The sequence below is a fragment of the Streptomyces sp. NPDC007896 genome, assembly GCF_042959425.1.
GTDB lineage: Bacteria > Actinomycetota > Actinomycetes > Streptomycetales > Streptomycetaceae > Streptomyces.
Genome location: NZ_JBIBKX010000016.1, coordinates 287,385 through 311,253, shown reverse-complemented (window position 1 = coordinate 311,253; position 23,869 = coordinate 287,385). Strand labels below are relative to the sequence as shown.

At 67.1% G+C, this 23,869-nt stretch carries 20 protein-coding genes, 1 tRNA gene and 1 pseudogene; 15 read left to right on the top strand and 7 right to left on the bottom strand.

Going from position 1 to position 23,869, the window contains the following annotated elements:
• Positions 1 to 656 precede the first annotated feature (656 nt).
• Together ACFZDJ_RS41235 and ACFZDJ_RS41230 are read left to right on the top strand one after the other, a co-directional pair.
• Entirely contained in the window at positions 657 to 1,064 is a 408-nt protein-coding gene (locus tag ACFZDJ_RS41235) for a hypothetical protein (RefSeq protein ID WP_391066849.1), read from the top strand.
• A gap of 23 nt (positions 1,065 to 1,087) precedes the next feature.
• Positions 1,088 to 1,186 (top strand) — tRNA-OTHER (locus tag ACFZDJ_RS41230).
• A 279-nt stretch (positions 1,187 to 1,465) separates the two neighbouring features.
• Here ACFZDJ_RS41230 and ACFZDJ_RS41225 read toward each other — a convergent pair.
• The gene (locus ACFZDJ_RS41225; protein ID WP_391066846.1) at positions 1,466 to 2,026 is read right to left on the bottom strand and encodes a hypothetical protein; all 561 of its coding nucleotides are present in this window, start codon (positions 2,024 to 2,026) and stop codon (positions 1,466 to 1,468) included.
• A 12-nt stretch (positions 2,027 to 2,038) separates the two neighbouring features.
• Entirely contained in the window at positions 2,039 to 2,932 is an 894-nt protein-coding gene (locus ACFZDJ_RS41220; RefSeq protein ID WP_391066843.1) for an amidase domain-containing protein, read from the bottom strand.
• Between the two features lie 250 nt (positions 2,933 to 3,182).
• Here ACFZDJ_RS41220 and ACFZDJ_RS41215 point away from each other — a divergent pair, with 250 nt between their 5' ends.
• A complete protein-coding gene (locus tag ACFZDJ_RS41215; RefSeq protein ID WP_391066873.1) occupies positions 3,183 to 4,379 on the top strand; it encodes a tyrosine-type recombinase/integrase in 1,197 nt (398 codons plus the stop codon).
• 540 nt (positions 4,380 to 4,919) lie between these two features.
• On the top strand, positions 4,920 to 6,986 hold the full coding sequence (locus ACFZDJ_RS41210) for a SpoIIE family protein phosphatase (RefSeq protein ID WP_391066840.1): 2,067 nt from the start codon (positions 4,920 to 4,922) through the stop codon (positions 6,984 to 6,986).
• Between the two features lie 33 nt (positions 6,987 to 7,019).
• Here ACFZDJ_RS41210 and ACFZDJ_RS41205 read toward each other — a convergent pair whose 3' ends face one another.
• The gene (locus ACFZDJ_RS41205) at positions 7,020 to 7,289 is read right to left on the bottom strand and encodes a hypothetical protein (protein ID WP_391066838.1); all 270 of its coding nucleotides are present in this window, start codon (positions 7,287 to 7,289) and stop codon (positions 7,020 to 7,022) included.
• A 33-nt stretch (positions 7,290 to 7,322) separates the two neighbouring features.
• Positions 7,323 to 7,493, bottom strand: a complete 171-nt coding sequence (locus tag ACFZDJ_RS41200) for a hypothetical protein (RefSeq protein WP_391066835.1) — start codon at positions 7,491 to 7,493, stop codon at positions 7,323 to 7,325.
• A gap of 161 nt (positions 7,494 to 7,654) precedes the next feature.
• Here ACFZDJ_RS41200 and phoU point away from each other — a divergent pair, with 161 nt between their 5' ends.
• The 11 genes and pseudogenes from phoU (at position 7,655) to ACFZDJ_RS41145 (ending at position 21,430) form a co-directional block, all read left to right on the top strand.
• Complete coding sequence (gene phoU, locus ACFZDJ_RS41195) at positions 7,655 to 8,329, top strand: phosphate signaling complex protein PhoU (protein ID WP_391066832.1); 675 nt, start codon at positions 7,655 to 7,657, stop codon at positions 8,327 to 8,329.
• A 1,522-nt stretch (positions 8,330 to 9,851) separates the two neighbouring features.
• Positions 9,852 to 10,523, top strand: a complete 672-nt coding sequence (locus ACFZDJ_RS41190) for an RDD family protein (protein ID WP_391066829.1) — start codon at positions 9,852 to 9,854, stop codon at positions 10,521 to 10,523.
• Between the two features lie 246 nt (positions 10,524 to 10,769).
• A pseudogene (locus ACFZDJ_RS41185) lies at positions 10,770 to 11,020 on the top strand (transposase); the annotation flags it as partial.
• 464 nt (positions 11,021 to 11,484) lie between these two features.
• Positions 11,485 to 12,378, top strand: a complete 894-nt coding sequence (locus tag ACFZDJ_RS41180) for a glycosyltransferase (RefSeq protein ID WP_391066827.1) — start codon at positions 11,485 to 11,487, stop codon at positions 12,376 to 12,378.
• Positions 12,379 to 12,443: 65 nt separating this feature from the next.
• Positions 12,444 to 12,875, top strand: a complete 432-nt coding sequence (locus tag ACFZDJ_RS41175; protein WP_391066824.1) for a hypothetical protein — start codon at positions 12,444 to 12,446, stop codon at positions 12,873 to 12,875.
• 76 nt (positions 12,876 to 12,951) lie between these two features.
• Complete coding sequence (locus tag ACFZDJ_RS41170) at positions 12,952 to 14,043, top strand: glycosyltransferase (RefSeq protein ID WP_391066821.1); 1,092 nt, start codon at positions 12,952 to 12,954, stop codon at positions 14,041 to 14,043.
• A complete protein-coding gene (locus ACFZDJ_RS41165; RefSeq protein ID WP_391066818.1) occupies positions 14,040 to 16,466 on the top strand; it encodes a DUF2206 domain-containing protein in 2,427 nt (808 codons plus the stop codon). The genes ACFZDJ_RS41170 and ACFZDJ_RS41165 overlap by 4 nt, the downstream gene beginning before the upstream one ends.
• The gene (locus tag ACFZDJ_RS41160; protein ID WP_391066816.1) at positions 16,463 to 17,626 is read left to right on the top strand and encodes a glycosyltransferase; all 1,164 of its coding nucleotides are present in this window, start codon (positions 16,463 to 16,465) and stop codon (positions 17,624 to 17,626) included. The genes ACFZDJ_RS41165 and ACFZDJ_RS41160 overlap by 4 nt, the downstream gene beginning before the upstream one ends.
• On the top strand, positions 17,623 to 19,041 hold the full coding sequence (locus ACFZDJ_RS41155; protein WP_391066813.1) for an oligosaccharide flippase family protein: 1,419 nt from the start codon (positions 17,623 to 17,625) through the stop codon (positions 19,039 to 19,041). Before ACFZDJ_RS41160 ends, ACFZDJ_RS41155 begins: the two co-directional genes overlap by 4 nt.
• A complete protein-coding gene (locus ACFZDJ_RS41150; RefSeq protein ID WP_391066810.1) occupies positions 19,038 to 20,282 on the top strand; it encodes a polysaccharide pyruvyl transferase family protein in 1,245 nt (414 codons plus the stop codon). Before ACFZDJ_RS41155 ends, ACFZDJ_RS41150 begins: the two co-directional genes overlap by 4 nt.
• The gene (locus ACFZDJ_RS41145; protein WP_391066807.1) at positions 20,279 to 21,430 is read left to right on the top strand and encodes a glycosyltransferase; all 1,152 of its coding nucleotides are present in this window, start codon (positions 20,279 to 20,281) and stop codon (positions 21,428 to 21,430) included. Before ACFZDJ_RS41150 ends, ACFZDJ_RS41145 begins: the two co-directional genes overlap by 4 nt.
• 20 nt (positions 21,431 to 21,450) lie before the next feature.
• Here ACFZDJ_RS41145 and ACFZDJ_RS41140 read toward each other — a convergent pair whose 3' ends face one another.
• The 3 genes from ACFZDJ_RS41140 to ACFZDJ_RS41130 all read right to left on the bottom strand — a co-directional run bounded on the left by ACFZDJ_RS41140 (position 21,451) and on the right by ACFZDJ_RS41130 (position 23,864).
• Positions 21,451 to 22,644: a cellulase family glycosylhydrolase gene (locus ACFZDJ_RS41140; protein ID WP_391066804.1), complete on the bottom strand. Its 1,194-nt coding sequence runs from the start codon at positions 22,642 to 22,644 to the stop codon at positions 21,451 to 21,453.
• Between the two features lie 336 nt (positions 22,645 to 22,980).
• The gene (locus ACFZDJ_RS41135) at positions 22,981 to 23,343 is read right to left on the bottom strand and encodes a glutamate ligase domain-containing protein (RefSeq protein WP_391066801.1); all 363 of its coding nucleotides are present in this window, start codon (positions 23,341 to 23,343) and stop codon (positions 22,981 to 22,983) included.
• A complete protein-coding gene (locus ACFZDJ_RS41130; protein WP_391066798.1) occupies positions 23,343 to 23,864 on the bottom strand; it encodes a C39 family peptidase in 522 nt (173 codons plus the stop codon). The genes ACFZDJ_RS41135 and ACFZDJ_RS41130 overlap by 1 nt, the downstream gene beginning before the upstream one ends.
• Between the last annotated feature and the right edge of the window lie 5 nt (positions 23,865 to 23,869).

Sequence of the window (23,869 nt, the reverse complement as noted above, 5' to 3'; positions counted from 1 at the left end):
CCTCGCCGCCCGGCGTCGCTCCCGGACCTCTGCGGTCGAGCGCGGTCGGTAGCCGGGGCCGCCGCAACCGCACGAGTGGAAGGTGAGGCCGGCACTCAGCGTGGCCTCAAGTGCCTCCCAAGCGCTCTTGTCTCTACGGCGAGGGACAGCAAGGTCGAACCCAGCATTGATCATCGGGGTACGGCAGCGTGGGCACGGATGCGCCCGCGGCGGCCGCGGGCTCTGCTTGAACGACGACCGGCACGCCAGACACACGAAGTGCGGTTTGTAAGGGGTCGCGTATCGGCACATGCGGACAGGGTAGAGAGGGTGCCTGGACGGGACCACCGCTTTAGGAGCGAGGTGGGGCGAGTGCCGCTCTGACCTGCGAAACGTCCACGTGGGCGGACAGAGGATCAGTCCCCCGCCGGCCACCGCTGTTCCCCGTGGTTCCCCGCTGGATCTGGCACGGGTGTGGCACGGAGAACTTCTGATCCGGAGCTCTGGAGAGTGCCCTTTCACGACCCCGCGAAGGCCCAATGTACTCTGCCGTCCGGAGCAGTTGGTGTAACTGGCGAACACCAAGGGGGCGCATGAAGATGGGTATGGCCAGTCAGCTCCGACGCGAGTGGAGAGGGGGCCTCCGCCAAGTTGCACTCCACCTTGGGGCCATGCACGTGAGCGGTGTGATCTTGCTGTTCACCTTCTTGATACCTCCGGCCTGGGCTCTCGACGCCTACGGCGCAGCACCGGCCGACGATCCCACGGCAGATGTACCCCCTTTCATGATCCTTGCTGCGCTGCTGTTCGCTTGCGTGGGCTTCCACGTGGTCGTGCAGATTCCCTCTGGACTGCTGGGTACCTGGCTGGGGCGGAATCGTGGTGGCTTGGTCACCTATGCGATAGCCCTGGTGATTGCGGGTACCCTCACTGCCCTGGTCCTGGGGGCAGTCCTTCACGTCAAGAGTGCCAGGGCATTCAGGGGACTGTGGGCAGATTTCATGGTGCGCGGCTCGCTTGGGCTGGTGGGCTATGTGGTGGTGAGCTGCGTACTTTTTGGGCAATGCCGAGTTCGCTCAGTGTGACATCGGCGAAGCATTCGCGATGCGAGGTCGGTGGAGTTTCAAGGGCCGCGTCAGCTTGGTCAGCGGTCTTGAAAACCGTCGTGGCAGCGATGTCACCGTGGGTTCAAATCCCACCGCCTCCGCCGAGGTCATAGACCTGCTGGTCAGATGGGGTGTCTCTCACCGAGGGGCACCCCATCTGCGTGGGTCCTGTCTCACCTTGATCCGGCTGTGTAGCGTTGTGGATCACTGCGTGTGGACCAGGCGTGGACCACCATTGCGAGACAAACAGCAGGTCAGCGCCCGGTCGGAGGATTGGCGCTGTCGCGCACCAGGGGGCGCAGGGCGCCGTGACATGGGAGATGACGAGCCCCCGCCCTCCGGCTCGTTCCGGAGGGCGGGGGCCCGGGGTGCTCATGCGATCAGTTGCTGTTCTTCATTCTGGAGCCGGTTCCTCCCGGCTCCTTCGGCGCCCAGTTGGGAGCATGGGTTGCGTCCTTGAAATCGGCCGACTTCATCAGAACCCGCCAGTCCTCCTTGCCCGCGTCGCCATCGAGCCGAACGGTGAACTCTTTGACCTGGCGGGTGTCATGGAAGTACAGGACCACGACTTGGCGCTCTGAGCCATCGTCATAGAAATCGCCTGTCACATGGCGACGGGCGCCGGCACCGAAGCCCTTGATCCAGTTCTCGGCGGTCTTCCGGGCGTCCGTCTCGTTGCTGTCGCTGGTCGCCAGCTTGCGAAGTTCATCCGTTTTGCCATCGGCGATGTCCCACACGAGCTTTTGCACCACCAGCAGAGAGCCGGTGGAGGGGTAGCCGACCACGTGCAACGGCTCGTGGTCGGCGTACGCCTGCTCGTAGGACGCGCCCGGCCCTCTGGCATCAGCAGAGCTGCTGTCGAGGACAGCACATCCAGACGTCAGCAACACTGCTGTTGCCAGCCATCCGGCCGCCGTATGGCTCTGCTTCAACCTGGGCATCTCACATCCTTGCTAACTACGGGTCTTGGGCCTGACGATCGTGACCTTCTCGATCGGGTTCGAGGAGTGACTGTACCGATTGATCACCTCGTTGAGAGTGGTCTCATTCTTCAGGCCGTGCTGCACGATCCTCGCGTGCCCTTGCACCATGGCTGAGACGATCGCCACGTGGTTGTAAATCCTCTCCCTCTTCCACTTGAAGAAGACGAGGTCCCCCACCTTGGCGTTGTACTCGTGCGGAATCATCGCGGAATTCCGCCACTTGGTCACGTGCCGCCGGAGGTAGTCCGCGCTCGTCCAACTCCAGCTCTTACCGAACCCATACCTGCCCTGCCACCAGGCATTGTCCGCCTTGCGGCCGCCGGGGCGCATCTTCATCCCGCCCCCGTGGTACAGGGCCTTGGAGACGAAGTTCGCGCAGTCGGTCCTGTACTCCCACCTGGTGTCCAGGTTGTTGTATGCCCAGTTGGCCGTTCCGTCGCCGCTGATCGCTGCGGCTGCGGCTGCCGAATCGGCTGAATCTGCGGACGTGGACGTCGGGTTGGCGTCAGGGCCGTAGATGCCTTCATCGATGAGCGGCTGCGGCTCCTCCTCCTGGTCGGCGGCGATTTTGCCGTTCGCGTCAGGAAGGTGCGGATCGGCTGAAGGTGCGGGCCAACCGTTCGCGGTCCACGCCGCGTCGGGAACGGCTGCGGAGAAGTTGTCGGGAAGATCTATGGAGGGGCTGTCGGCAACGTCTGCGGAGGCATTGTCGGCAGAGTCTGTGGCGGCGTTTGCTGTTCCTGTGATGGCGCCCGAAGTGCCGGGAACGTCTGTGGTGGCGTTCGCTGTTCCTGTGATGGCGCCGGTGGCGGTGAGGGCGAGCACTGCTGCGCCGGTGATCGTACGGCCGAACTTGTTGCGCAAGAGTCGGGTTCCTTCCCCCTGTGATGGGTCCCGGCCGCCTGGTCGCGGATCGGTGCGGCTTCGGGACTCGTGATTAGGAGGATGGAGGGGCGGACACGTGAGTTCCCAGTTGGCCGTGTGTTTCGCGCGGCATCCGAGCCGGAGCACCTGAAAGACCGTCCGCTTGCGGTTTACCGTGTAACTGGTTAGCGATTCTTTGACCAACACGCCACACCTCGGCTTGGCGGTGAAGGTGTTCGGCGTGGTTGTGATGCTGTTCGGCTTCTGGTTGGTCAGCGTGGCTGACTGGGAACCGCAGCAGAAAGGCAACCGCAGAAACTTCGGGTCCGTCCGTCAGCTCACCTCCGGCCGATGGCAGGTGCGCTACCGCGATCCGGAGACCGGCCTCCTGCGCCCTGCTGAGAAGACGTACGCGACCAAGACCGATGCGCAGGTCGCACTCACGCACATCGAGGCGGACATCACGCGCGGTCAGTGGGCGGACCCGGACGCCGCAGCGGTGAACTTCGCCGACTACGCCACGGCATGGCTTCGGGACCGCAAGCTGGCCGACCGTACCCGTGAGCGGAACGAGTCGGTGGTGCGGCTGCACATCATCCCCACTTTCGGCGCGGGCTCCATCGCCGACGTCACGACCGCCCGGGTGCGGAGCTGGCGCGGCAAGCTCCTTGCGGCGGGAGTGGGGGAGCCCACAGTGGTCAAGGCGTACCAACTGTTGCGGGCCCTGATGAACACGGCGGTGGACGACGAGATGATTCGGCGCAACCCCTGCCGGATCAAAGGCGCGGACAGCTATGACGTGCCTGAGCGGCCCGTGTTGTCGGTGACGGAAGTCTTCGGGGTGGCTGATGCGATTGGGCCGCGTTACCGGCTGCTCGTCGTCCTGGCGGCGTTCACGACGCTCCACTTCGGCGAGTTGGCCGCGCTGCGTCGCAAGGACATCGACCTGGCCGGCCGTCTGGTTGTGGTCCGCCGGGCGCAAGCCGAGTTGCAGGACGGGCGGCTCTTCGACAAGGCGCCCAAGTCGGCTGCGGGGGTGCGGACGGTCTCCTTCCCCAGTGAGCTGGTCGACGAGATCACGCGCCACCTGGAGCACTACGCCGCCGCAGGACAGGACGGGCACGTGTTCGTCGGGCCTCAGGGCGGCCAGCTTCGGCGGAGCAACTTCCGGGACGACTGGGTCAAGGCGCGGAAGGATGCAGGCGTCACGGCCGAGCTGCACTTCCACGACCTGAGGCATACGGGCAATACGCTCGCCTCCACGGCCGGGGCCAGCACCCGGGAGCTGATGACGCGGATGGGCCACAGCAGCTCGCGGGCCGCGCTGATCTATCAGCACATGACCAGTGACCGTGATCGGGCCATAGCCGACCGCCTCGGCGCGATGATCCGCGACGGTGGGGGAGACCCCTCGGACAACGGCGACAAGGGCTCCGCCCGGACGTAGTGGCACGCGTGTGGCACGGCGCCGGAAACGGTGAAGGGCCAGCCTGGGAGGTGAATCCTCCTGAGCCGGCCCTTCTCTCTGTGCCCCCGGCAGGATTCGAACCTGCGACACCCGCTTTAGGAGTTTTCCCTGGGCTGGGCTGTGACCTGCGGAAACGTCAGCCGTGAGGCGTCTGACCTTGGAAAACGCTTCTCCGGAGTTCTCGCGTGTTCGCGGGGTTTCCCGTCCTGATGTGTGCTGAATCCGTTCTGGTCGGGGCTGCTTGAAAGGGCTGAGAGCGGCCGCGATGGGGACCGGTGCGGCCAAAAGTGCCGGTACAAACAGACGCTCCAGGTCTGGCAAAGCATCGCCGCGCCACACGCGGGTACCTGATCAGCGTCGCTGCAGCGGTTCGGGGTACCCGAGCAAATCACGCCCGCTCTGTTCAGCCTGGGCAAGCCCGAAGGCCAGGGGCAGCATGGAGGTACCGGCAGTCGGAATTCCGGCGGCGATGCCGGCACGGGTCAGCATGCTTCTGCGGCCGGCGGAGGAGGATCTGGGATGACAGCAGAATCCTTCCAGCTCAGCGGCGACGAGTCCGGCCCCGAGCGGCCTCGACCGACCGGCCTGCTGGATGTGCTGAGCGTCGCCGCGGTGGTTCTGGACGCCGGCGGGCGCATCGTGTTCTGGACCCCGCAGGCCGAGGATCTCTTCGGCTACACCGCGGAAGAGGCCCTGGGCGAGTACGCAGCGCGTCTGCTGATCCACCCGGATCACCTGCAGGCGGTCCTGGGTCTGTTCGCGGAGGTGTTGGAGACCGGCCGGAGCTGGGCCGGCGCCTTCCCCATCCGGCACAAGGACGGCAGCACCCGCCTGATGGAGTTCCGCAACATGCGGCTGCTGGACGACCGCGGGGATGTCTACGCCCTCGGTATCGCGGCCGACCACACCCTGCTCCAGCGCGTCGAGACCGACCTGGCACTGTGCGAGCGGCTGATCAACCAGTCCCCGATCGGGCTGGCCCTCATGGACCCCGACCTGCGCTATCTCCTGGTCAACCCCGCACTGGAGCGCATCGACGGCATACCCGCCGAAGACCACGTCGGCCGCAACCTGAGGGAGACCCTGCCCTTCCCGGACGTCGACACCATCGAGTCCGCCCTGCACCAGGTGCTGACCACCGGCACCCCGCTGCTCGACCAGTACCACGTGGGCCGGCCCCTGACCGACCCCGACCACGATCACGCCTGGTCCCTCTCCTTCTACCGGCTGGAGGATCCCGGCGGGCGGGTCCTGGGCGCAGCCGCCTCGGTCGTCGACGTCACCGAGCGGCACCGTGCGGCCATCGAGGCCGACCGGGCCCGGCGTCGCCTAGCCCTCATTGCCGACGCCTCCACCCGCGTCGGCACCACTCTGGAGGTGGAGCAGACCGCCCGCGAACTGGCCGAGGTCGCGACCCCCGAGCTTGCGGACGTGGCCGCCGTGGACGTCCTCGACTCCGCCCTGGCCTGCCGCCGCACACGTAAACCGGACAACGGCCCGGAGCTCTTCCGCGCGCTGGCACTCAAGGCGGCCCATCCCACTCCGGCCCTCCGCGCCGCCGACCCTCCCGGTGACCTCGCCGCCTACGGCGGCGACCGTCTGGTCACCCTGTGTGTCCACACCGGCCGGCCGGTCCTGGTGCGCCACGTGGGCGACCAGGATCTTCGGCGTATCGCCCGCGACAGAGAGGCCACCACGCTCCTGGCCCGCGCCGGCGTCCACTCCTATCTCGCGGTGCCGCTGATCGCCCACGGCGAGGTGCTCGGTGCCCTCGACCTCAAGCGCACCCGCAATCCCGTCCCGTTCGACCAGGACGACGTCGTCCTGGCCAGTGAGCTTGCCAGCCGCGCCGCCGTGGCCATCGACAACGCCCGCTGGTTCCAGAGCGTGCGCAACACCGCCCTCACCCTCCAGCGCAGCTTGCTGCCCGACCACCCACCGCACCGCACCGGCCTGGAACTCGCCTCCCGCTACCAGCCCGCCCAGGCCACCAGCGAAGTCGGCGGCGACTGGTACGACGTCATCCCCCTGACCGACGACAGGACCGCGCTGGTCGTCGGCGACGTCATGGGCAATGGCATCGACGCCGCCGCCACCATGGGCCGGCTGCGTACCGCCACCTGCGCCTACGCAGACCTCGACCTCGCCCCCGACGCGGTGCTCCAGCACCTGGACAAAATCACCGGCGATCTGGAGCACTACATCGTCACCTGCATCTATGCCGTGTACGACCCCCACCGCGGGCAGTGCCGCATCGCCAACGCAGGTCACATGCCGCCCGCGCTGGCCCGCCCCGGCCACGCCGCTGTACTGCTCGACCTGCCCACCGGAGCCCCTCTCGGCGTCGGGGGCATTCCCTTCGAGACCACCACCGCCGACCTCAGCCCCGGCGACCTGCTGGTCCTCTATACCGACGGCCTCGTCGAGACGCGGCACCACCCCATCGACGACCGCCTGAACCTGCTCCTCAGCTTCCTCGACGAGCCCCACCGACCCCTTGATCAGACCTGCGACCTCCTGCTGTACGGCCTGCGCCACCCCGACGACCACGACGACGTCGCGCTCCTCGTCGCCCGGGCCCTTTAGGCCACACGTCGGCCAACCATCGTCCGCTCGGCCTCACTCGTCGTCGGCAGCCGCGGTCGTCTCGATCTCCAGCACGCCGTCGTCCGGGAAGAGTTCGGAAGTCAGACGCCTCGCGTCGCCCGTGCTCTCCAGCTGAAGCAGCACGTGGACGGCGGGATCGGTCCGCCCCGGCAGCCGTTCGACCTTGACCAGCAGGATGCGGAAACTCCGCCCAGTGCACGTCCCCATCAGCCGGGGCAGCAGCGCCGCGCCCGTTCGGCAGGTCATGCGTAGTGCGAAGGTGGTGGCGGTGGTGCCAGGCACCAGTCGGGCGGAAGCAGGGGGTATCCCCGTACATCAGGGCACCGACGACACCAAGGTGTCCGTGTGTAGCCCGGCGCTCTTCTGCTGGGCCGCCCGCTCCCAGCCGATCAGGCTCGACAACAGCAGCGCGAGTCCAAGCTCGGCCGGCTGCCGCAAGCTCTGCCCGTCGCCCACATCTCGCATGGGGACCGCCAGCCCAAGCATGTGCACCTCCCCTCAGGCACTGCGCCTACCCAGCCGGGAGCCACCGCTCTTGTGACTGGTCCGACAGTCCACCGCCACGGGTAGTGACGCCACCGTCATTCGGATGTGCAAGGCTGAGATAGCGGGAGTAGACGCGCACAGAAGGGGGCCGGAGGCACACGATGCGGGACGCGTATCACGAGGAACTGGACTTGATCAGCGACGGCCTGGTCGAAATGGCGAGGCTGACCGGCTCGGCCATCGGCCGGGCGACCACCGCCCTCCTCGATGCCGACCTCCAGCTCGCCGAAAATGTGATCTCGGGCGACGAAAAGATCGACGACCTCCAGCGCGACCTGGAGGACAAGGCGATCGCTCTCCTGGCGCGCCAGCAGCCCGTCGCTACGGACCTGCGGGTCGTGGTCACATCGCTACGGATGAGCGCGGACCTGGAACGATCGGGCGACCTGGCCCAGCACCTGGCCAAGCTGGCCCGCATGCGCTTCCCGGAAGCCGCCATACCCGGCGACCTCCACCGCACGATCCTGGAAATGGGCCAGCTCGCGCAGCGCCTCATGGCCCAGGCAGCGGAAGTACTGATCACCAAGGATCTGGACGCGGCACGCCAATTGGAGCAGGACGACGACCGCATGGACGAGCTGCACCGCACGGTCTTCCAGCACCTCCTCGATGACCGCTGGAAGCACGGCGTCGAGACAGCAGTAGACGTCACCCTGGTCGGCCGCTACTACGAGCGCTTCGCCGACCACGCGGTGTCCGTCGCCCGCCGCGTGGTCTACCTGGTCACCGGCGAACACGCGGACGAAGTGGTAACAGACCCGCCAGGCGCCCCCTGATCCCGCACCCACGGCGCAGTCGGAGTGGGATCGAGTCTTTGATCGACGGTGTTGGTTCATCCCGGGTGGCGCTGTCCCCCCCGCAGGTAGGCGCCGTCCGGCATGACGGCAGTCAATCATCGTGAACTTGCACTCGAACCGGCTACCTTTTTTTGTGCCGAACGAAGTTCATGCAGGTTTGCCATCTGCCAGTGCTGCCCGTTGGCCGTACGGGCAGCAAGCCCAACGCACCGCCCGTCGTACCGATACGACTGGCCCGCGTCGAGCGGCGTCAACGCTTCTCGTAGGGGTCCGAGGGCTCCTCGACCTGCCTGACTGTCTTCGCGTCCAGGACCGGGGGCCAGGCCGCTGAGGAGCCCAGTCGGTGATCTTCTCGATGACCTGGTGGACGTTGTCCGGCGAGTACCAGCGGTGCGGGTTGCTGCCCCGCTTGACGCCCACCAGGTCGCCGACCTTCAGGTCGGTGCGGCTGCCGGCGGGGTTGGCGGACAGCAGCTTGTCCGTCCAGGCGTCGTAGCCGATCCCGTTGACGATCGTGTACTGATCCGTAGCTCTGTAGAAATCGGTCAACGGTGGCCATGTAGACCGTCGTTCGGTCCCTGAGAGCGGCTGTCGGCCATGGTCGGTTGCTGTGGTTGCTGTTCAGCACCGGCGGTGGCAACGGCAGCGTGAGAGGCCACCGTGATCCGTGCGAAGACGGACTCATCCGCTATTCACAGATTCGCCGTTCTCATCCGTTACGGAGGCGATCCGGCATCCTACGGGGCCGTCCGGGACACTGCTCACCGATGCGGACGGGTTGGTGTCTGACGGCTCGTCGGTTGCAGTGGCTAGCGGTTCCACCGTGCCCACAGACCAACTGCCGCTATCCCCATAGCGGTCACTGCCAGTGCCCCAGACCACCTGAACGTAGAAGCTGTGCGTGTTGTTGGGGTCCAGGTTTTTGATGGTCACCGTAGAGTAAAGCGTAGGTGACTGCCCATCAGTCCGCCCCAGTCGGCAATTACTGGCGGACCAAGAGGCGGTGCTGGCTGTCTTGGCCGTGGATGTCGATGTAGATGAACTCGCCGAAACCTGCGATGCCGCGGAGAGCGCTCCGGTCAATACGAAGCACAGGGCGGCTGGCAGAGCGACAAGCGATTGTTTGATGCGCATAAGTGTCTCCCATGGATGAGAGTAATCTTGGGTGATTCGACATATGCGGCAATCAAATGAGCATCCGAGCCTTCGGGGTTGTGCTCTGTAACATCCATAACAAGGGTAGCAGCCCAGTAAGAAGCTGCAAATCACCAAAAGCCTAACCTCGTTGGGTCTACCGGTGCGTCGCGACAGTGCACATGGCTCTCGCACTGCACCTGCACTCCTTGATCGATGTGCGGCAACCTCGGTTCTGTGCTAGTCCTGTGAATAGGTGCGGCATGCCTCATACGCCCTTGTGCGACATACGGGCATACCCGACTGGCCGTCAGATCCCATTCCACCGCACTGATCGCGGGCTGCTCCAGAGAGTAGGGAGTCGGTCATGACCGCGAATCCAGGCGAGAGCCGAGGAGGGGGACAGAAGCATGAAATACCGTCCCCCGAGCCTAGATCGTGGCAGCAATGGTCGTCACGTTCCAGGCCAAGCCAACCCACATCCCCACCGCCCGCCTCCCTTCCCCCGCAACCGCCAGAAGCAGCACCGGCAGCAGTAGACCCGGCAACGTTCACACCGACGGGAAAATGTACAAATTGCGGGCAAGCGACTGCGGGTGAGCCATCTTGCCAATTTTGCAACCAGGTGCAGTTTATGCCGCGAGGAATAACACTCTCCACAGCTGGACTGCGTTTCGGCGGTTATCTGCTAGAGGGAGTGATAATGGTCTGTACGTTGTTGATTGGCTGGCTTATTTGGGCGCTCATAGTCTTCCAATACGGCCAAACACCCGCCAAACAGCTGCTTCACATGAGAGTCGTTCATATTTCGGAAGCCCGGACTGCCCGATGGTGGCGAATGTTCTTCCGGGAATTTATCGCGAAGACGCTCATTGGCTTCCTTGCCGCTTTTACTCTCCTGATTCCATACTTCTGGCTCCTGTGGGATCGAAATCGGCAAGAACTTTGGGACAAAATGGCCACTACGCTCGTCGTCACTGACCCGAGAGATCAACTTCAACCGCACTCCCCAGACCGTTCCGCCAGCTGGTCAGGATAGGACGTCCGGGTGCGGCAGGAGCTGTGGCAACTCGCGGCTGCTGGCCCAACGTGAGGTCGGTGGAATGGCTTTGGGCGGGAGCTGCTTTGGCGCGAGTGATCATGGCGCCGTCAGCTTCCGGCGCGTCCGGCAGTCTGTGGACCTGCCCGTCATGCGGGCCACGCCGTATGTGGCCATGAGGTCGTACAGTCTTGAGTCTTCTCGGAGAGAAGCGCGTTGACCTGAAAGAACTCCTCTCGATAGTTCTGGTCCACCAACCCTCTCGAGCCGCGGAACCGGGAGATCGAACGGCGGGCCGATGTCGTACAGGTCTTCCTTAACCCTGCCGCCGTCGGCCGGCTCACCGCTGTGGTCCTGGCCGAGCCTCACGACGAACGGCCGGACTTCGACCGCCAGTACCTCTCCGAAGGCTCCATGGCCGAGCTCCTCACCGCGCAACCCATCGAGGACGGCCGCCAGCCCCTCCGCAGTCGGAACCGCATCAACTCGACCAGTGACTACACCATCAGGAGGGACACGCCCCGTTGCTGCACGCAGCACCCAAACCCTTGGCAGGTTGACGGCGTCGTCGAGGAGGTCGTGAATGCAGGTCGGCGGTGTGCGATAGCAGCCCAGGCCGATGTGGTGGAGGTCCGGAATCGGTCACTCCTTCGAACACTCGCGCTGGCGCGAACGGGGTGATGACTCCCTTCACCGCTTTTGCCCTGATATCTAGATCACGTTGAGTAAAAAGTGAGTTACCTGAGCTCGTAAAGGAAATGTGAGGAGCTAGGCTAGAGTTCGTAACTAGTTGAAGGGCGGACCATTTTGCCGTGCCTGTCAGTTCGGCAGAACTGTCGTGCCGCCCGAGACGTCAAGCGGTACGTGTGACGGGCACGTGCCGCGGTGCCGTGGGGGCGGGCGACGGGGCCCATAACCAACGGCGGCGCTGAGCACTGTGTTTGCTCCTGGGGGGAGCTCAATGAAGACATTGTCCATCGTCATCCCTGCCCTGAACGAGGCCGAAAACCTCCCCACGGTCATGGGATCCATCCCGAACCACGAACTGTCAGCGGCGGGCTGGCGCGTCGAGGTCATCGTGGTCGACAACGCATCCACCGATGACACGGCGGACGTCGCCCGCTCGCTGGGTGCCGTGGTCGTCTCTCAGCCCAATCGCGGCTACGGAAACGCCTATCAGGCGGGCTTCGACGCGGCGACCGGCGAGGTAATCGCCACGGGCGACGCCGACTGCACGTATCCGTTCGACGCGTTGCCGCACCTCCTGCACATCCTGGACGCGCGGGGGGTGGAGTTCATGACCACGAACCGGTTGGGGTTGGAGAACCGGCACGCCATGAAGCCGTCCCACACCATGGCCAACTACGCGTTGAGCGCGCTCAGCCGAGCCCTCTTCCGCAACGGTCTGCGTGACTCGCAGTCCGGCATGTGGATCTTTCAGCGGCATGTGTGGAAGACGATCGACGTTCGCTCTCCGGGAATGGCGTTCTCTCAGGAGATCAAGAACGCGGCGACCCGCGCCGGCTTCCGGTGCCTGGAGGTCCCCATCGAGTACAGGGTGCGTGGCGGAGAGGTGAAGCTCAACGCACTGCCTGACGGCGTGGCCAACCTCCGGCAGCTCTTCTCGCACAAGCTGCGGGACAACCGACTGCGCGCGGTTCCCACGCGGATGGTTCCGTTGGCGGTGGTGGCCCGTGCGACCGCTGCCGCCGAGCGTGCGGCACGTGCCGCCGAGCGTGCGGCCGAGCGTGCTGGCGAGGCAGTGGAGCAGTACAACGCCGGTTCGGCTCGGCCGACGCTTCCGTCCCTTCCGTCACCTCGGGATGCTGACGAAGCGTCTCTGGAAATGGCGTGACGACGACGCCTCACGGATCCCCGCCGCTCCGTCAGACCTCACAGAGGCGAGCGGAGCGGCGGGCCATGTCTTCTACGCCCGTCCGCCGGGCGGTTGTGCGAGTCACCGCCGTGCTGGGTGTGGTCGGTCTGTGCGGTGCCGCTTGGGCTGTACCTGCGGTCCGCAGCACACTGCGAGATTCCTTCACCGAGCGTCAGCAGACCTACATAGAGCTGTACTTCGCGAAGGATCCGTGGTTCGACGGTGGCGAACTCGTCGTGCCGCTCGACCTGGTCGAGCACGGCGCAAGCGGGGGCCGCCATGTGGTCGAGGTACGAGCCGAGGATGGGAAGGGCCGGCGCCTGTCAGGTCGCACACGCGCGGTCACGACCAAGCCGGGGGCACTGAAGGACATCGACATCCGGCTGCCTCTCAAGGGGGACAAGAGAAGAGACGTCGAGTCGGTCGAGGTGACCCTGACGGGGCACCCTCAGCGTCTACGCATGCACATTCGCTGACCGTCCGTATTCCGTCGGGCTCTTCTGTTGCCTTCGTCCTACCTCATCGAGCCGCACCAGTCATCGCGGGGAGCCCATGCGTACCATCGTCCAGATCGCCCCTTACTACCCCCCTCACCTGGGCGGCCTCGAACGCGTCGTCTCCCACCTCGCGCGAGAACAGGCGAAGCGGCACGACGTCCGTGTACTGACCACCGCTCTGGGCTCAGCGGGAGCCCCCCGCGTCGTGACCGAGGACGGAGTCGTCGTTCACAGGCACCGTGCGGTCGAAGTGGCACACACGGCTGTGGCACCCGGACTTGCCGCACACCTCGCCCGCCTGCCCCGTGAGGCCGTGCTGCATCTGCACTGCGCGCACGCCTTGATGCCGGAGTTGGTCGCCGTCGTTGCCCGGCTGCGGAGAACGCGCTATCTGCTCCACTTTCATCTGGACGTGGATGCCTCCGGCCCCCTGGGAGCCCTTCTGCCCTACTACAAGCGGCATGTGTTCGGCCGCGTGCTTCGTGCCGCGGCCGGGGTCGTGGCATTGACAGAGACCCAGGCGGCGTTTCTCGCCAGTGCTTACCAAGTGCCCGCCGGACGTTTGCACGTTGTGCCCAACGGAGTGGCCGAGTCGTACTACATGCCGCCGCGGGACGTGTCTTCGACGCCGCTGCGTCTGCTGTATGTGGGTCGGCTCGGCATCCAGAAGAACGTGGCCCGGCTGCTGGACGCCATGGCATTGGTGCGGCAGGACGTCCGGCTGCGCATCGTCGGCGACGGCGAACTGCGCGGCCGACTCATGGCGCAGGCTCAGCAGCTGGGTCTGCGCAACGTGGAATTCGCCGGCGGCCTGCTCGGCGAGGATCTCGTGAAGGCTTATGCCGATGCCGACGCGTTCGTCCTCGCCTCCGACAAAGAGGGCATGCCCCTGGTGGTTCTCGAGGCGATGGCGGCCGGGCTACCGGTCATTGCCACGGACGTACCGGGAACACGCGAACTGGTCGCCGGCATCGGCATGCTGGCCGCACCGGAGGCCGGTGCGCTCGCCGAGGCCATCGACAAGGTGGCCGCCGACCCGGAGCGCCGGTCCATGCTGGCCCAGGCCAGTGCCGAACACGCTCGGAACTATGCGTGGGCCACCGTCGCCCAGCGGATCGACGACGTCTACACCAGGGCCGGACTGTGACAACGAAAGACACCCTGGAACTGACCGTCACGCGCTCCTTTCCTCCGGAGCCCTCCCCGGGCGAGGCCGGGGCCGTACCCGCGCACAGGCCCCGTCTCGGGCGCCGCGAGCCTCTGGGCCGTCGGCCGGGTGTCCTGCTCGGCGTCGTCCTCGCCACCGTGCTCCAGCTCGTACCCCACGTGCCCGATGCGCTCCGCACCCTCGCCGGCCTCTGGCTGCTGTTCGGTGCGCCCATCGTGTTGTGGTGGCCGGTGGCCCGGCGCGTCGTGACATCCGCGACCGCCATGCTGTTGCTGTCCGTCGGCTTCACCGTCATCACCGACATGGCCGTCGCCCTCACGGTCAACACCGGGCTTCCTCCGCTCGGTGTCGACCGTCCGCTGACCCGACCGATCCTGACGATCGCGACCGCTGTCGCTCTGGTCGTGCTCAACGCGCTCGGCCCCATCGGCACAGGCCATGGAGCCGGCGACGCCGCGCATCGAGACATCCGGTCCCGGTGGGAGGAGCTGAAGGGCGTTCGTGGGATACGCCCGGTCGGCATCCTGGGCGCATTCACCCTCGTCCTGTCCGTGGCGGGTCCCATCAGGCTCAACAACGGCCTGGGCGGCTCGGTCAGCGTGGTCGCCGTGATCGCCGTGGTCGCCCTGCTGACTCTGCTCCTGCTGCGCAGAGGGCGCTATCCGGTCCCGGTCCTGGAACTGGGCTTGTACTGCGCGGCCGCTGCCCTGCTGCTGCTCACCTCGCTGCGCGGCCAGTACATCACCGGCCACGACATCCAGAAGGAGTTCCTCTACTTCCGGCTCGCTCTCGGCGGCGAGCACTGGGACGTGGCCGCCTACACAGACCCGTACAACGCGTGTCTGGGCATCACCCTGCTGCCCGTGAGTGTCTTCCAGCTCACCGCGCTGCCCGACACCACGATCTTCAAGGTTGTCCTGCCGCTCCTGTTCGCGTGCACACCGGTCCTCGTGCACCGCTCGGTTCGCAATGTGGCGCCCCGTGTGGTCGCGTTGATGTCGGCGGTGTACTTCATGGTCTTCCCGACCTTCCTCACCGACATGACGTACCTCGGCCGCCAGGAGATCGCCTTCCTGCTGCTGGGCTGCGCCATGGTGGTCCTCACGGACTCGCGCGGCCCCCTGCGGGCCCGCCGCATCGTGTTCGTGGTGCTCCTCGGCGGCATCGTCCTGTCGCACTACTCCACGACCTACGTGGTCGTCGGCACTCTCGCGATCTCCTTCCTCCTGGACAAGGCGTGGCGGCTGCTCGCTCGTAGAGGCCGCGGGAGAGTACGGCGCAGGCGCCGCGAGGACCGCATGCTTTCGTTCCTCACCTGGTGGACCGTAGCGGTGCCTGCGCTCCTTGCCCTGCTCTGGGCGGGACCGGTGACGCACACCGGAGGCCAGGCCGAACGCACGCTGCACGCCGTAGCCTCGGCGCTGACAGGCGGTGAGTCAGAGTCCGGCTCGTCGGACACGGCCTACAGCCTCCTTGGCGGAGCCAAGGTCCCCGCCGCCCAACGGATGCGGGATTACGAGGACGGTTTGTTGAAGCAGACCGCAGCACAGCGTTCGGACGGTGACTACCTGCCGCTGGCTGACGTCAAGAGCGCGTCCACTCCCGTGGTCCAGGCTTCCGTCATGAAACCCACGGCCTTCGGCCGCGCCCTGCAGACAGTGGGCATCGACGTACAGGGCCTCAACGGCGGGCTCCGGCAGGCAGCCGCCCTGTTCTTCCAGGTCATGGTGATGGTGGGATTCGCCGTGGCGATGTGGGCACGGCGCTCGGCGTTCCGACCCGTCCGGGATCAGGTCACGATCGCCGTCGGCGCGTGGTGCATGGTCGTGCTGTTCACTCTGATTCCACAACTCTCGGTGGACTACAGCCTGCTGCGCGCATTCCAGCAGGGTCTGTTCTTCTTCGCGCCCTTCCTGGCCACGGCCACGCTCTGGCTGGTGCGGTGGGCAGGGCGCCGGGCCGTGCCGCTGGCCTGTGTTCTGCTTGCCGGCCTCCTGCTGGACCTGTCCGGCGTGGTACCGAAGGCGCTGGGCGGCTATCCGGCTCAGCTGCAGCTCTCCAACGCCGGTCAGTCCTACACCATCTACTACCCGCACGTCGAAGAGCGCAGGGCCGCCCTGTGGCTCGACGCGCGACTCACCAGGGAGGGCCGCGGACTGGTGCAGACCGACCGGTTCACCTACAGCCGTCTGCAGGCGCTGCTCACCCATCCCACGCTCGCCGACGTCCACCCGGCCGCCCTGCGCACCGACTCCTACGTCCTGCTCGGCACCACCCCGACCCGCACCGGGCTGGTCACCGTCTTCTACGGGGGCGACCTCATCACGTACGAGTACCCGATGAAGGTCCTCGACTCCCGGGATCTCATCTACAGCGACGGGGGAGCCGTGATCTACCGATGAGCTCGCGTCCGCCGAAAGTCCTCCTCGTCAGCCATTACTACCCGCCGCATGTCGGCGGCATCGAGAACGTCGTGCGGCAAGAAGCCGCGGGGCTGGCCTCGCAAGGCGCCGATGTCACCGTGCTCACCAGTGGTCCGCGTTCCTCCGTCACCATCGAGGACGGCGTCCGGGTCGTCCGTGTACGGGCCTGGAACGGAGCGGAACACCGCGCCGGTGTACCGTTCCCCGTCTTCTCGCCCGCCCTCCTGCCCGTCGTACTGCGCTGGACTCGCAGGGCTGACGTCGTGCACATCCACGACTGCCTCTACCTCAGCTCATGGGCGGCCGGCCTGGCCACGCGGTTCACGCGCACCCGCTATGTGCTCACCCAGCACGTGGCGGTCGTCGACCACCCGTCGGGCCTGGTCCGAGGGGTGCAGCGAATGGTGTACGGGACGGTGGGCCGATTCCTGCTGCGCGGCGCGCGGGCGGTGTTCACTCTCAACGCCTCGGTGGAGTCCTTCGTCCGGGCGCACGGCGCCCGTTCCGCGCGCTCGCACCACCTCGCCAACGGTGTCGACACCGACCGGTTCCGTCCGGCGGGGGAGAGTGAACGGGCCCGAATACGGGCCCGGTTCGGGCTGCCCGCCGACCGCGTCCTGGTGCTGTTCGTGGGCCGCCTCGTGCCCAAGAAGGGATATGACCTGCTGCTGGCCGCCCGTACCTCGGACGCTCACTACGACCTGGTCCTTTCCGGGGGTGGGGACGTCCCGTCCCTGGCCGGACGTCCCGGGGTGCACCACCTCGGTCCCCTCCCACCGGATGCCGTCGCCGAGGCGTATCGAGCGTGCGACATCTTCGCGCTGCCGTCGACCGCCGAAGGGTTCCCGCTCACGGTTCAGGAGGCCATGGCCTCCGGGCTTCCGGTGGTGACTACTGACGACCCGGGGTATGCGCCGTACCAGCTGAACCGTGACCGGGTGTCCCTGGTAGCACGCGAGGTGCCCGCGCTCCGCACGGAACTGGAGGCTCTGGCGGCCGACTCGGAGCGACGCACCGGCATGGGGGACTACAGCCGGGCCCACGCGGAGAAGGCTTTCACTTGGGAGAGTCACGTGCGAACCCTTCTCGCGCACTACCGCGGCGAGTGGCATGCGGGTCGGGGAGATGAACGCCGATGACCGGAACCACCCTCCCCGGCCCGGTCGGCGGCGAGCGGCGCAAACACGCCCGCTCCGGCGACCGCATCTACCGCAGTTCCTTCTTCCTGCTCGCTTCCACGGTGGTCACCGCGGGACTGAGCTTCGTGTTCTGGGTGGTCGTCGCCCGGTTCTACTCCCCGGCCCAGGTCGGACTCGCCACCTCCCTGATCTCCGCGACCTCGTTGCTCGCCACCCTGAGCCTGCTCGGCCTCAACAACACCCTGGTCAGGTTTCCCGCCGGACGCGAGGCCCGCAACGCGCAGATCAGTCAGGCACTCGTCCTCGTGGCCGGCGTGGGATGCCTGGCTGGCGCCGTCTATCTGGTCGGCCTGCCGTGGTACGGCGCGAAACTCGGCTTCGTGCGCGACGACTGGCCGTCCGCGATCGCGTTCACCGGCTTCTGCGGGTGCGCGGCGATGAGCATGCTGGTGCGGTCTGTCTTCACGGGAGCCCGGATCCCGGAGTACAACGTACTGATCGACGGCCTGACCCAAGGCGTCGCCAAGGTGGCGATACCGGCCGCACTCACGGGGATGGGCGTCTTCGGGATCGTCGCCTCCGCCGGTGTCGGATACGCGGCGACGGTGGTGGTGGCCCTGCTCGTGCTGCGGCATCGGCTCGGCCTGCGCATCGATCTACGTACCCGGGGTACCCGACTGCGTGAGAAGTTCCGCTTCTCCGTGGCCAGTCACGCCTCGAACCTGATCAATCTGGCACCCGTGCTGGCGACTCCGCTGATCGTGCTGCACCACCGAGGGGCCGCCGAGGTGGGCTACTACTTCGTGGCCTTCCAGATCGCGGCCATGCTGAACGCCGTCTCCACCGCCGTCGGAGAGGCCGTCTTCGCGGAGGTCTCCCATCAGGAGTCCAGGTTCCGGGAGCTGATGCTCCGCTCGGCGCGGATCATCGCGGTGGTGCAGGTGCCCGCTGCTGCGTCGGTGGCGGTCGGCGGAGGGCTACTGCTCCGGATGTTCGGCGCCGAGTACGCGGTACACGCACGATCCCTGCTGATCGTGCTGGCCATCGCCGCCCTGCCGGTGTCGCTCAACACCTGGGCCTGTTTCGCGCTGAAACTGAGCCAGCGCATGTGGCAGCTGATCACCGCCAACACAGTGATGGCGGCTCTGTCCATCGGACTGAGTTCGGTCTGGGCCGACCGCGGTCTGGTGTGGGTCGGCTTCGCCTGGGCGATCGGCAACCTGGTGGCGGGAGTGTTCGCCACGGCGAGCCTCCTCAGCACCCGGACGACCGGAAGGCCGACCTCCGCGACGGGCCTGCCTGCTCCGTCAGCCGGGTCCGACGTCCCCCCGCCGTCGCCGTCGGGTGTTTCGGCCGCCTCCCACCAGGTGGCACCGCGCCTGCCCGGTACCCGTTCCGAGAGGTCCTCCCTGTGAACATCGTGGTGATCAACGCCTATGTCCGTGAGAACGCGGGTGACGCCGCCCTGCTCTCCGTCTGCCTGCGTCAGGTGCGGGAGGCGTTCCCCGACGCCGACGTGGTCGTCGCGGGCATGGAGGACGCGGCCGCGCACCCGGAGTTCGAGGGGGTGCGGAACATCGGGTCCCTGCGCCGGTATGTCGCGGACGGCACCGTCTCTCTGCCACGGCGCCTGATGCGCAAGGCGCTGGTAGGCATGGCGGGTGCCGTTGCCGTGGCGCTTCCCCGCCCGCTGCGCCGGACCCTGCTGCGAGCCCTGCCCGCCGAGGCCCGGCGTGAGGCGGAGGCTGTGTCCCGGGCGGACCTCGTGGTGTCGATGGGCGGCGGCTACGTGCTGGCCCGGCCCGGCCTGGACGGCTACCAGAACGTGTTCTTCGTACTGCTTCCCGCGCTGCTGGCGCAGAAGGCCGGGGTGCCGGTGGTGTGGGCACCACAGTCATTCGGCCCCTTCCCTGCGGCCGCCCAGCGGCGACTGGTCGGCCACGTGATGCGCCGCTCGGCGGCCGTGCTGGCACGCGAGGACGTCAGTGTGGGTGAACTCCTGGCCTGCGGCATCCCCGAGGAGCACATCGAGAGGGCGGTCGACGCGGGGTTCGCCTTCGCGCCCGGGCGCGCCGTCGCGTGGCGGGACCGGCTCGGTGTGGCGCCCGGCGAGCGGCTCGTCGGGGTCACGGCCCGCCGCTGGCTGGCCCCCACCGCCCAGGACCGCTACGAACGCGAACTGGCGCGCACGATAGACGCCGTTCAGGCCACCGGTGCCCGAGTGGTGCTCATCCCTCAGGTGAGCACGGACTACCTCGGCGACGACGACCGCGTCTGCGAGCGGCGCATCGCCGCACACTGCACGAGCGGGCCACTGATGGTCGACGAAGTGGTCGACTACCGCGACCTCAAAGGTCTTTACGACGAGTGCGGGCTGCTGATCGGGACCCGCTTCCACTCCGTGATCTTCTCGCTCACCAGCGAAGTGCCGTGCGTGGCCATCGAGTACGAGCACAAGACCCGGGGAATCATGGCGGACCTGGAACTCTCCTCCTGGGTTCTGCCCATCGCCGACGTGACTCACGAGCGGCTGTGGGCGCTGGTCGAACCGCTGCTGGAAGATCCCGGCCCGTACCGCGCACTGCTGGACAAGAACCTGCCCGGCTATGTGGACCGTGCTCTCTCCCTGCCCGCCCGGTTGAGGGAGTGCGTGTGACACCGCCGTCCCGGGAACGCCGTACGGTCGCCGTCGTCACCCCTTACTACCCGCCGAAGATCGGCGGTGTGGAGCAGTACAGCGCACGCGTGGCGGCGGCGGTCGCCGCCACCGACGACCTGCGCGCCCTGGTCATCACCACACGGCTCGACAGGGGTCTTCGTACCGAGGTCACCACGGAGGACGGTGTGACAGTGGTACGGCTCGGGGTCTGGCTGCGCCTGTCCAACACCCCTCTGAGCCCGTTGTGGCCTCTGCAACTGCGCCGCTGGCTGCGGCGAACGGGCGCGGACGTCGTCCACGCGCACGCTCCGGTCCCCGGGATCGGCGACCTGGCGGTCGCCATGTCCGGGCCCCGGCCGGCGGTACTCACGTACCACGCCGGCTCGATGCACAAGGGCGAGCCTGGCAGCGGCGCGGCGGACCGGCTCATCCGGCTGTACGAGACCAGTGTGCTGCCCCGGGTGTTCTCCCGTGCCCAGCGCCTCGTGGCCGTCTCGCCTGTGTCGCTGGCGGCGGCTCGCCGTGACGCGGTCTGCATTACGCCCGGCGTCGACACGGACCGCTTCACGCCGGGCGCACCCGCTTCCCGGCGACCGCCGACGCTGGTCTACGTAGGCCGCATGGATCGTTCGTCAGCCTGGAAGGGCACTGATGTCCTGGTCCGTGCCTTTGCGCTGCTGGCGGCGGAACACCCAACGGTCCGGCTGCGTCTGGTGGGCGACGGTGACGCACTTCCCGATCTGCGCGCCCTCGCGGCCGAACTGGGCGTCGCGGACCGACTGGAGACTCCCGGCGCGCTGAGCGGCGCGGCACTGACCGATGCCGTGCGCACCGCGGCCCTACTCGCCCTGCCCTCACTCACCGAAGCGGAGTCCTTCGGCATGGCGCTGGTCGAGGCGATGGCCTGCGCTACGCCGGTCGTGGGCTCGGCGGTCGGCGGCATCCCGCACGTCGTGGAGCACGAGAAGACAGGACTGCTGGTCCCGCCGGGCGACCCGACCGCACTGGCCGCGGCATGCGCCAGGCTGCTGTCCGACGGAGGGCTGGCGGACCGGATGGGAGCGGCCGGGCGCCGAGCGGCCGAGCAACGCTATTCCTGGCCCGCCCTGACCGCACGCTACGTGGACATGTTCCGCGCCCTCTGAACAGTGGACGGCGGCCAGTCTCACCCTTGCTGCTGCTCCTGATAACTGCGAATCGCCTTCTCCCAGGCAGCGAAAGCCGTCTTGCGCCGGCCGTCGGAGGAGAGCAGACCGAAATGCTGGGAGGTGCGGCTGTCCGGGGTTTCCGGCTCGCCATCACGGTAGGAGAACCAGAAAACCGTCGCGACCGAGGGGATCGCCGCGGCAGCGGGCACAGTGTCCGAGGCGATCTCGGCCTGAAGCCGTGGTGTCACGTGTCGGGTGTTCCGGTCGTTCGGCCTGTCGGCGGCGGCGCCCTGCGACCAGGTCGGCGCTCCGGTTTCGGTCAGCCATATGGGCATCTTCGGCTTACCGAAGCGGCGCAGCGTGGAGACGAGGCTGTCGCTGGTATCGGCGATCTCCTCGAAACGGGTGCCGGTCGCTGTCCTGGTACTGGGCAGGAGCGGGTAGGTGTAGGGGTGGTACGAGATGGCGTCCACCTGATCCAGAGCACCCAGCCGGCCCAGCTCCGCGAGATATGCCTGGTGTGATACGTACTGCTTGGCCGGGTCGGTCTTCACGGCCGCAAGCCCTCCGAGCAGCAGATACGCGTCCTTGTCCATGGAACGGATGGCCCGTGCGGTCGCTGTCAGCAGAGCGGCATAACGCTGGGCGTCCGGGCCGGTCCGCCAGAAGGGCTTGATGTTGGGCTCGTTCCATATCTCCCAGGTGTGCACGCCCTCCGGGGCGTATCGCTCGGCCGCACGGCGGGCGAAGGCGGCGAACTGGGCGTCGGCTGCCGGAGGACATGTCTGGCTGGTACTCGAACAGTCCGCGGCCGCGGCCCATCGGGGGGTGTAACCAATGGTCGGCAGTACGTCCAGACCGCGCTTCCGAGCGGCGGCCACCACCCGGTCGAATCGCGTCCACACGTACTGCGAGGCAGAATCCGGCTGGATGTTGCGCCACGAGAGGTCCACACGGACCCAGCGCACGCCGAGTTCCTTGGCGTCGTCCAGGGACCGGGCGAGTGCAGCGTCCCTGGCCCAGGTCAGAGTGTCGCCGAACGACAAACCGAAACCCAGGCGGTGCGAGTCGGTGCTGGAGGGTTCCCGTGAGGCAGGCCCGGACGCTCGGCCGTTCTCCGGGGCACGCGAGGAACTGTCAACACCCGATGTGGACACCACTACGCCCACCGCGATTCCGAGGACGACGACCGAGACGATCGTGCTCAGCACACGCCGCCCCAGCAGCGGTGACCAGGAGCTGCGAGGCGACGGAGGAACCAACAGGGGCTCTTCGGGCTGATACGGCACCCCAGAAGACTAATGCGCCTCTTTTCGGCCAGTGCAGGCACCTTGACGTGATCGCGTTGCCATATGCGACAGCACGGCCTCGGCTGGCGCGTGGGGCCGACTTCCCGCCACACCCTGCTGTGACTCTGTCGGGGGGCTCGCGCCGCGACGAAGAGGCGCAAGGCATAGCCACGGGCTGGCGGGGCTCGCCTTTGACTGCTGGCGGAATTCCTCCGCGTCGAGCCCGGCCTGCTGGCGAGCCAGCAGGCCGGCGTCTGCTCACAGTCCGGTGATGGGTTGCCCGGTGAGTGCTTGGGCGATCTGCCAGAGCTGTCCACCGCGGGATGCCTTCATGAGAACGACATCGCCGGGGCGGAGGATGGAGGCCAGGTAGGCGGCGGCGGTGCCGTTGTCGCCGACCATCGCGATGTCCGGCACGCCTGCCGCCCCCGCCGCGAGGGCGAGTTGCTTGGCAAGTGTGTCGCCGACCGCCACGATGAGATCGACACCGTTCTCGGCTGCCATGCGCCCGACCTCGCGGTGAGCTTCCACGGCTTCGTCGCCCAGCTCCAGCATCTCTCCGAGTACGGCGATCCTTCGGCTGCTTGTGGCCTCGGTCGTGTCGCCGTCTGCCTCGGGCATCAAGACTCTCCGTTGTTCAGGGGTGCGAAGGTGATCGCGCGGCCAGAGTACGAAGGGGACAGCCGACTGAGGGGGACTCGATCGTGCGTCTGGCCCCAGGCCGATGGGTCCCGGATGAAGATCGTCGGGTCGGAGGCGTTCTCGTAGCCGCGAAGGATGACGAGGTGGCCTCCGGAACGTCCGTCGTCGGGGAGCTGCTCGGTCACGGACACGATGACGGGTGCATCATCGAGGCGGGTGAGTAGGTCTTCGACCGGCACGGGCTCTGCGGCCGACGGGACGCCGAGGTCGGTCGCCAGGCTCGCGATCCCCGCGTGGAGTGCTCCACGCGGGGTCAGAACCTCGTGCTTGACCGCGAGTTTCAACAGTTCCGTGACCGTGGGTGCCTCGCGCCCGTAGGCGAGCAGGATCATTCTCAGCGACGCCAGGCCGCACGCCCGGTTGGACCATTCCACCCTGTCCCCGAGTGCCCAGCCTCCGTGCAGATCCCATTCGGCGGGGGCGATGAGCTGTCGGCACATGGGGA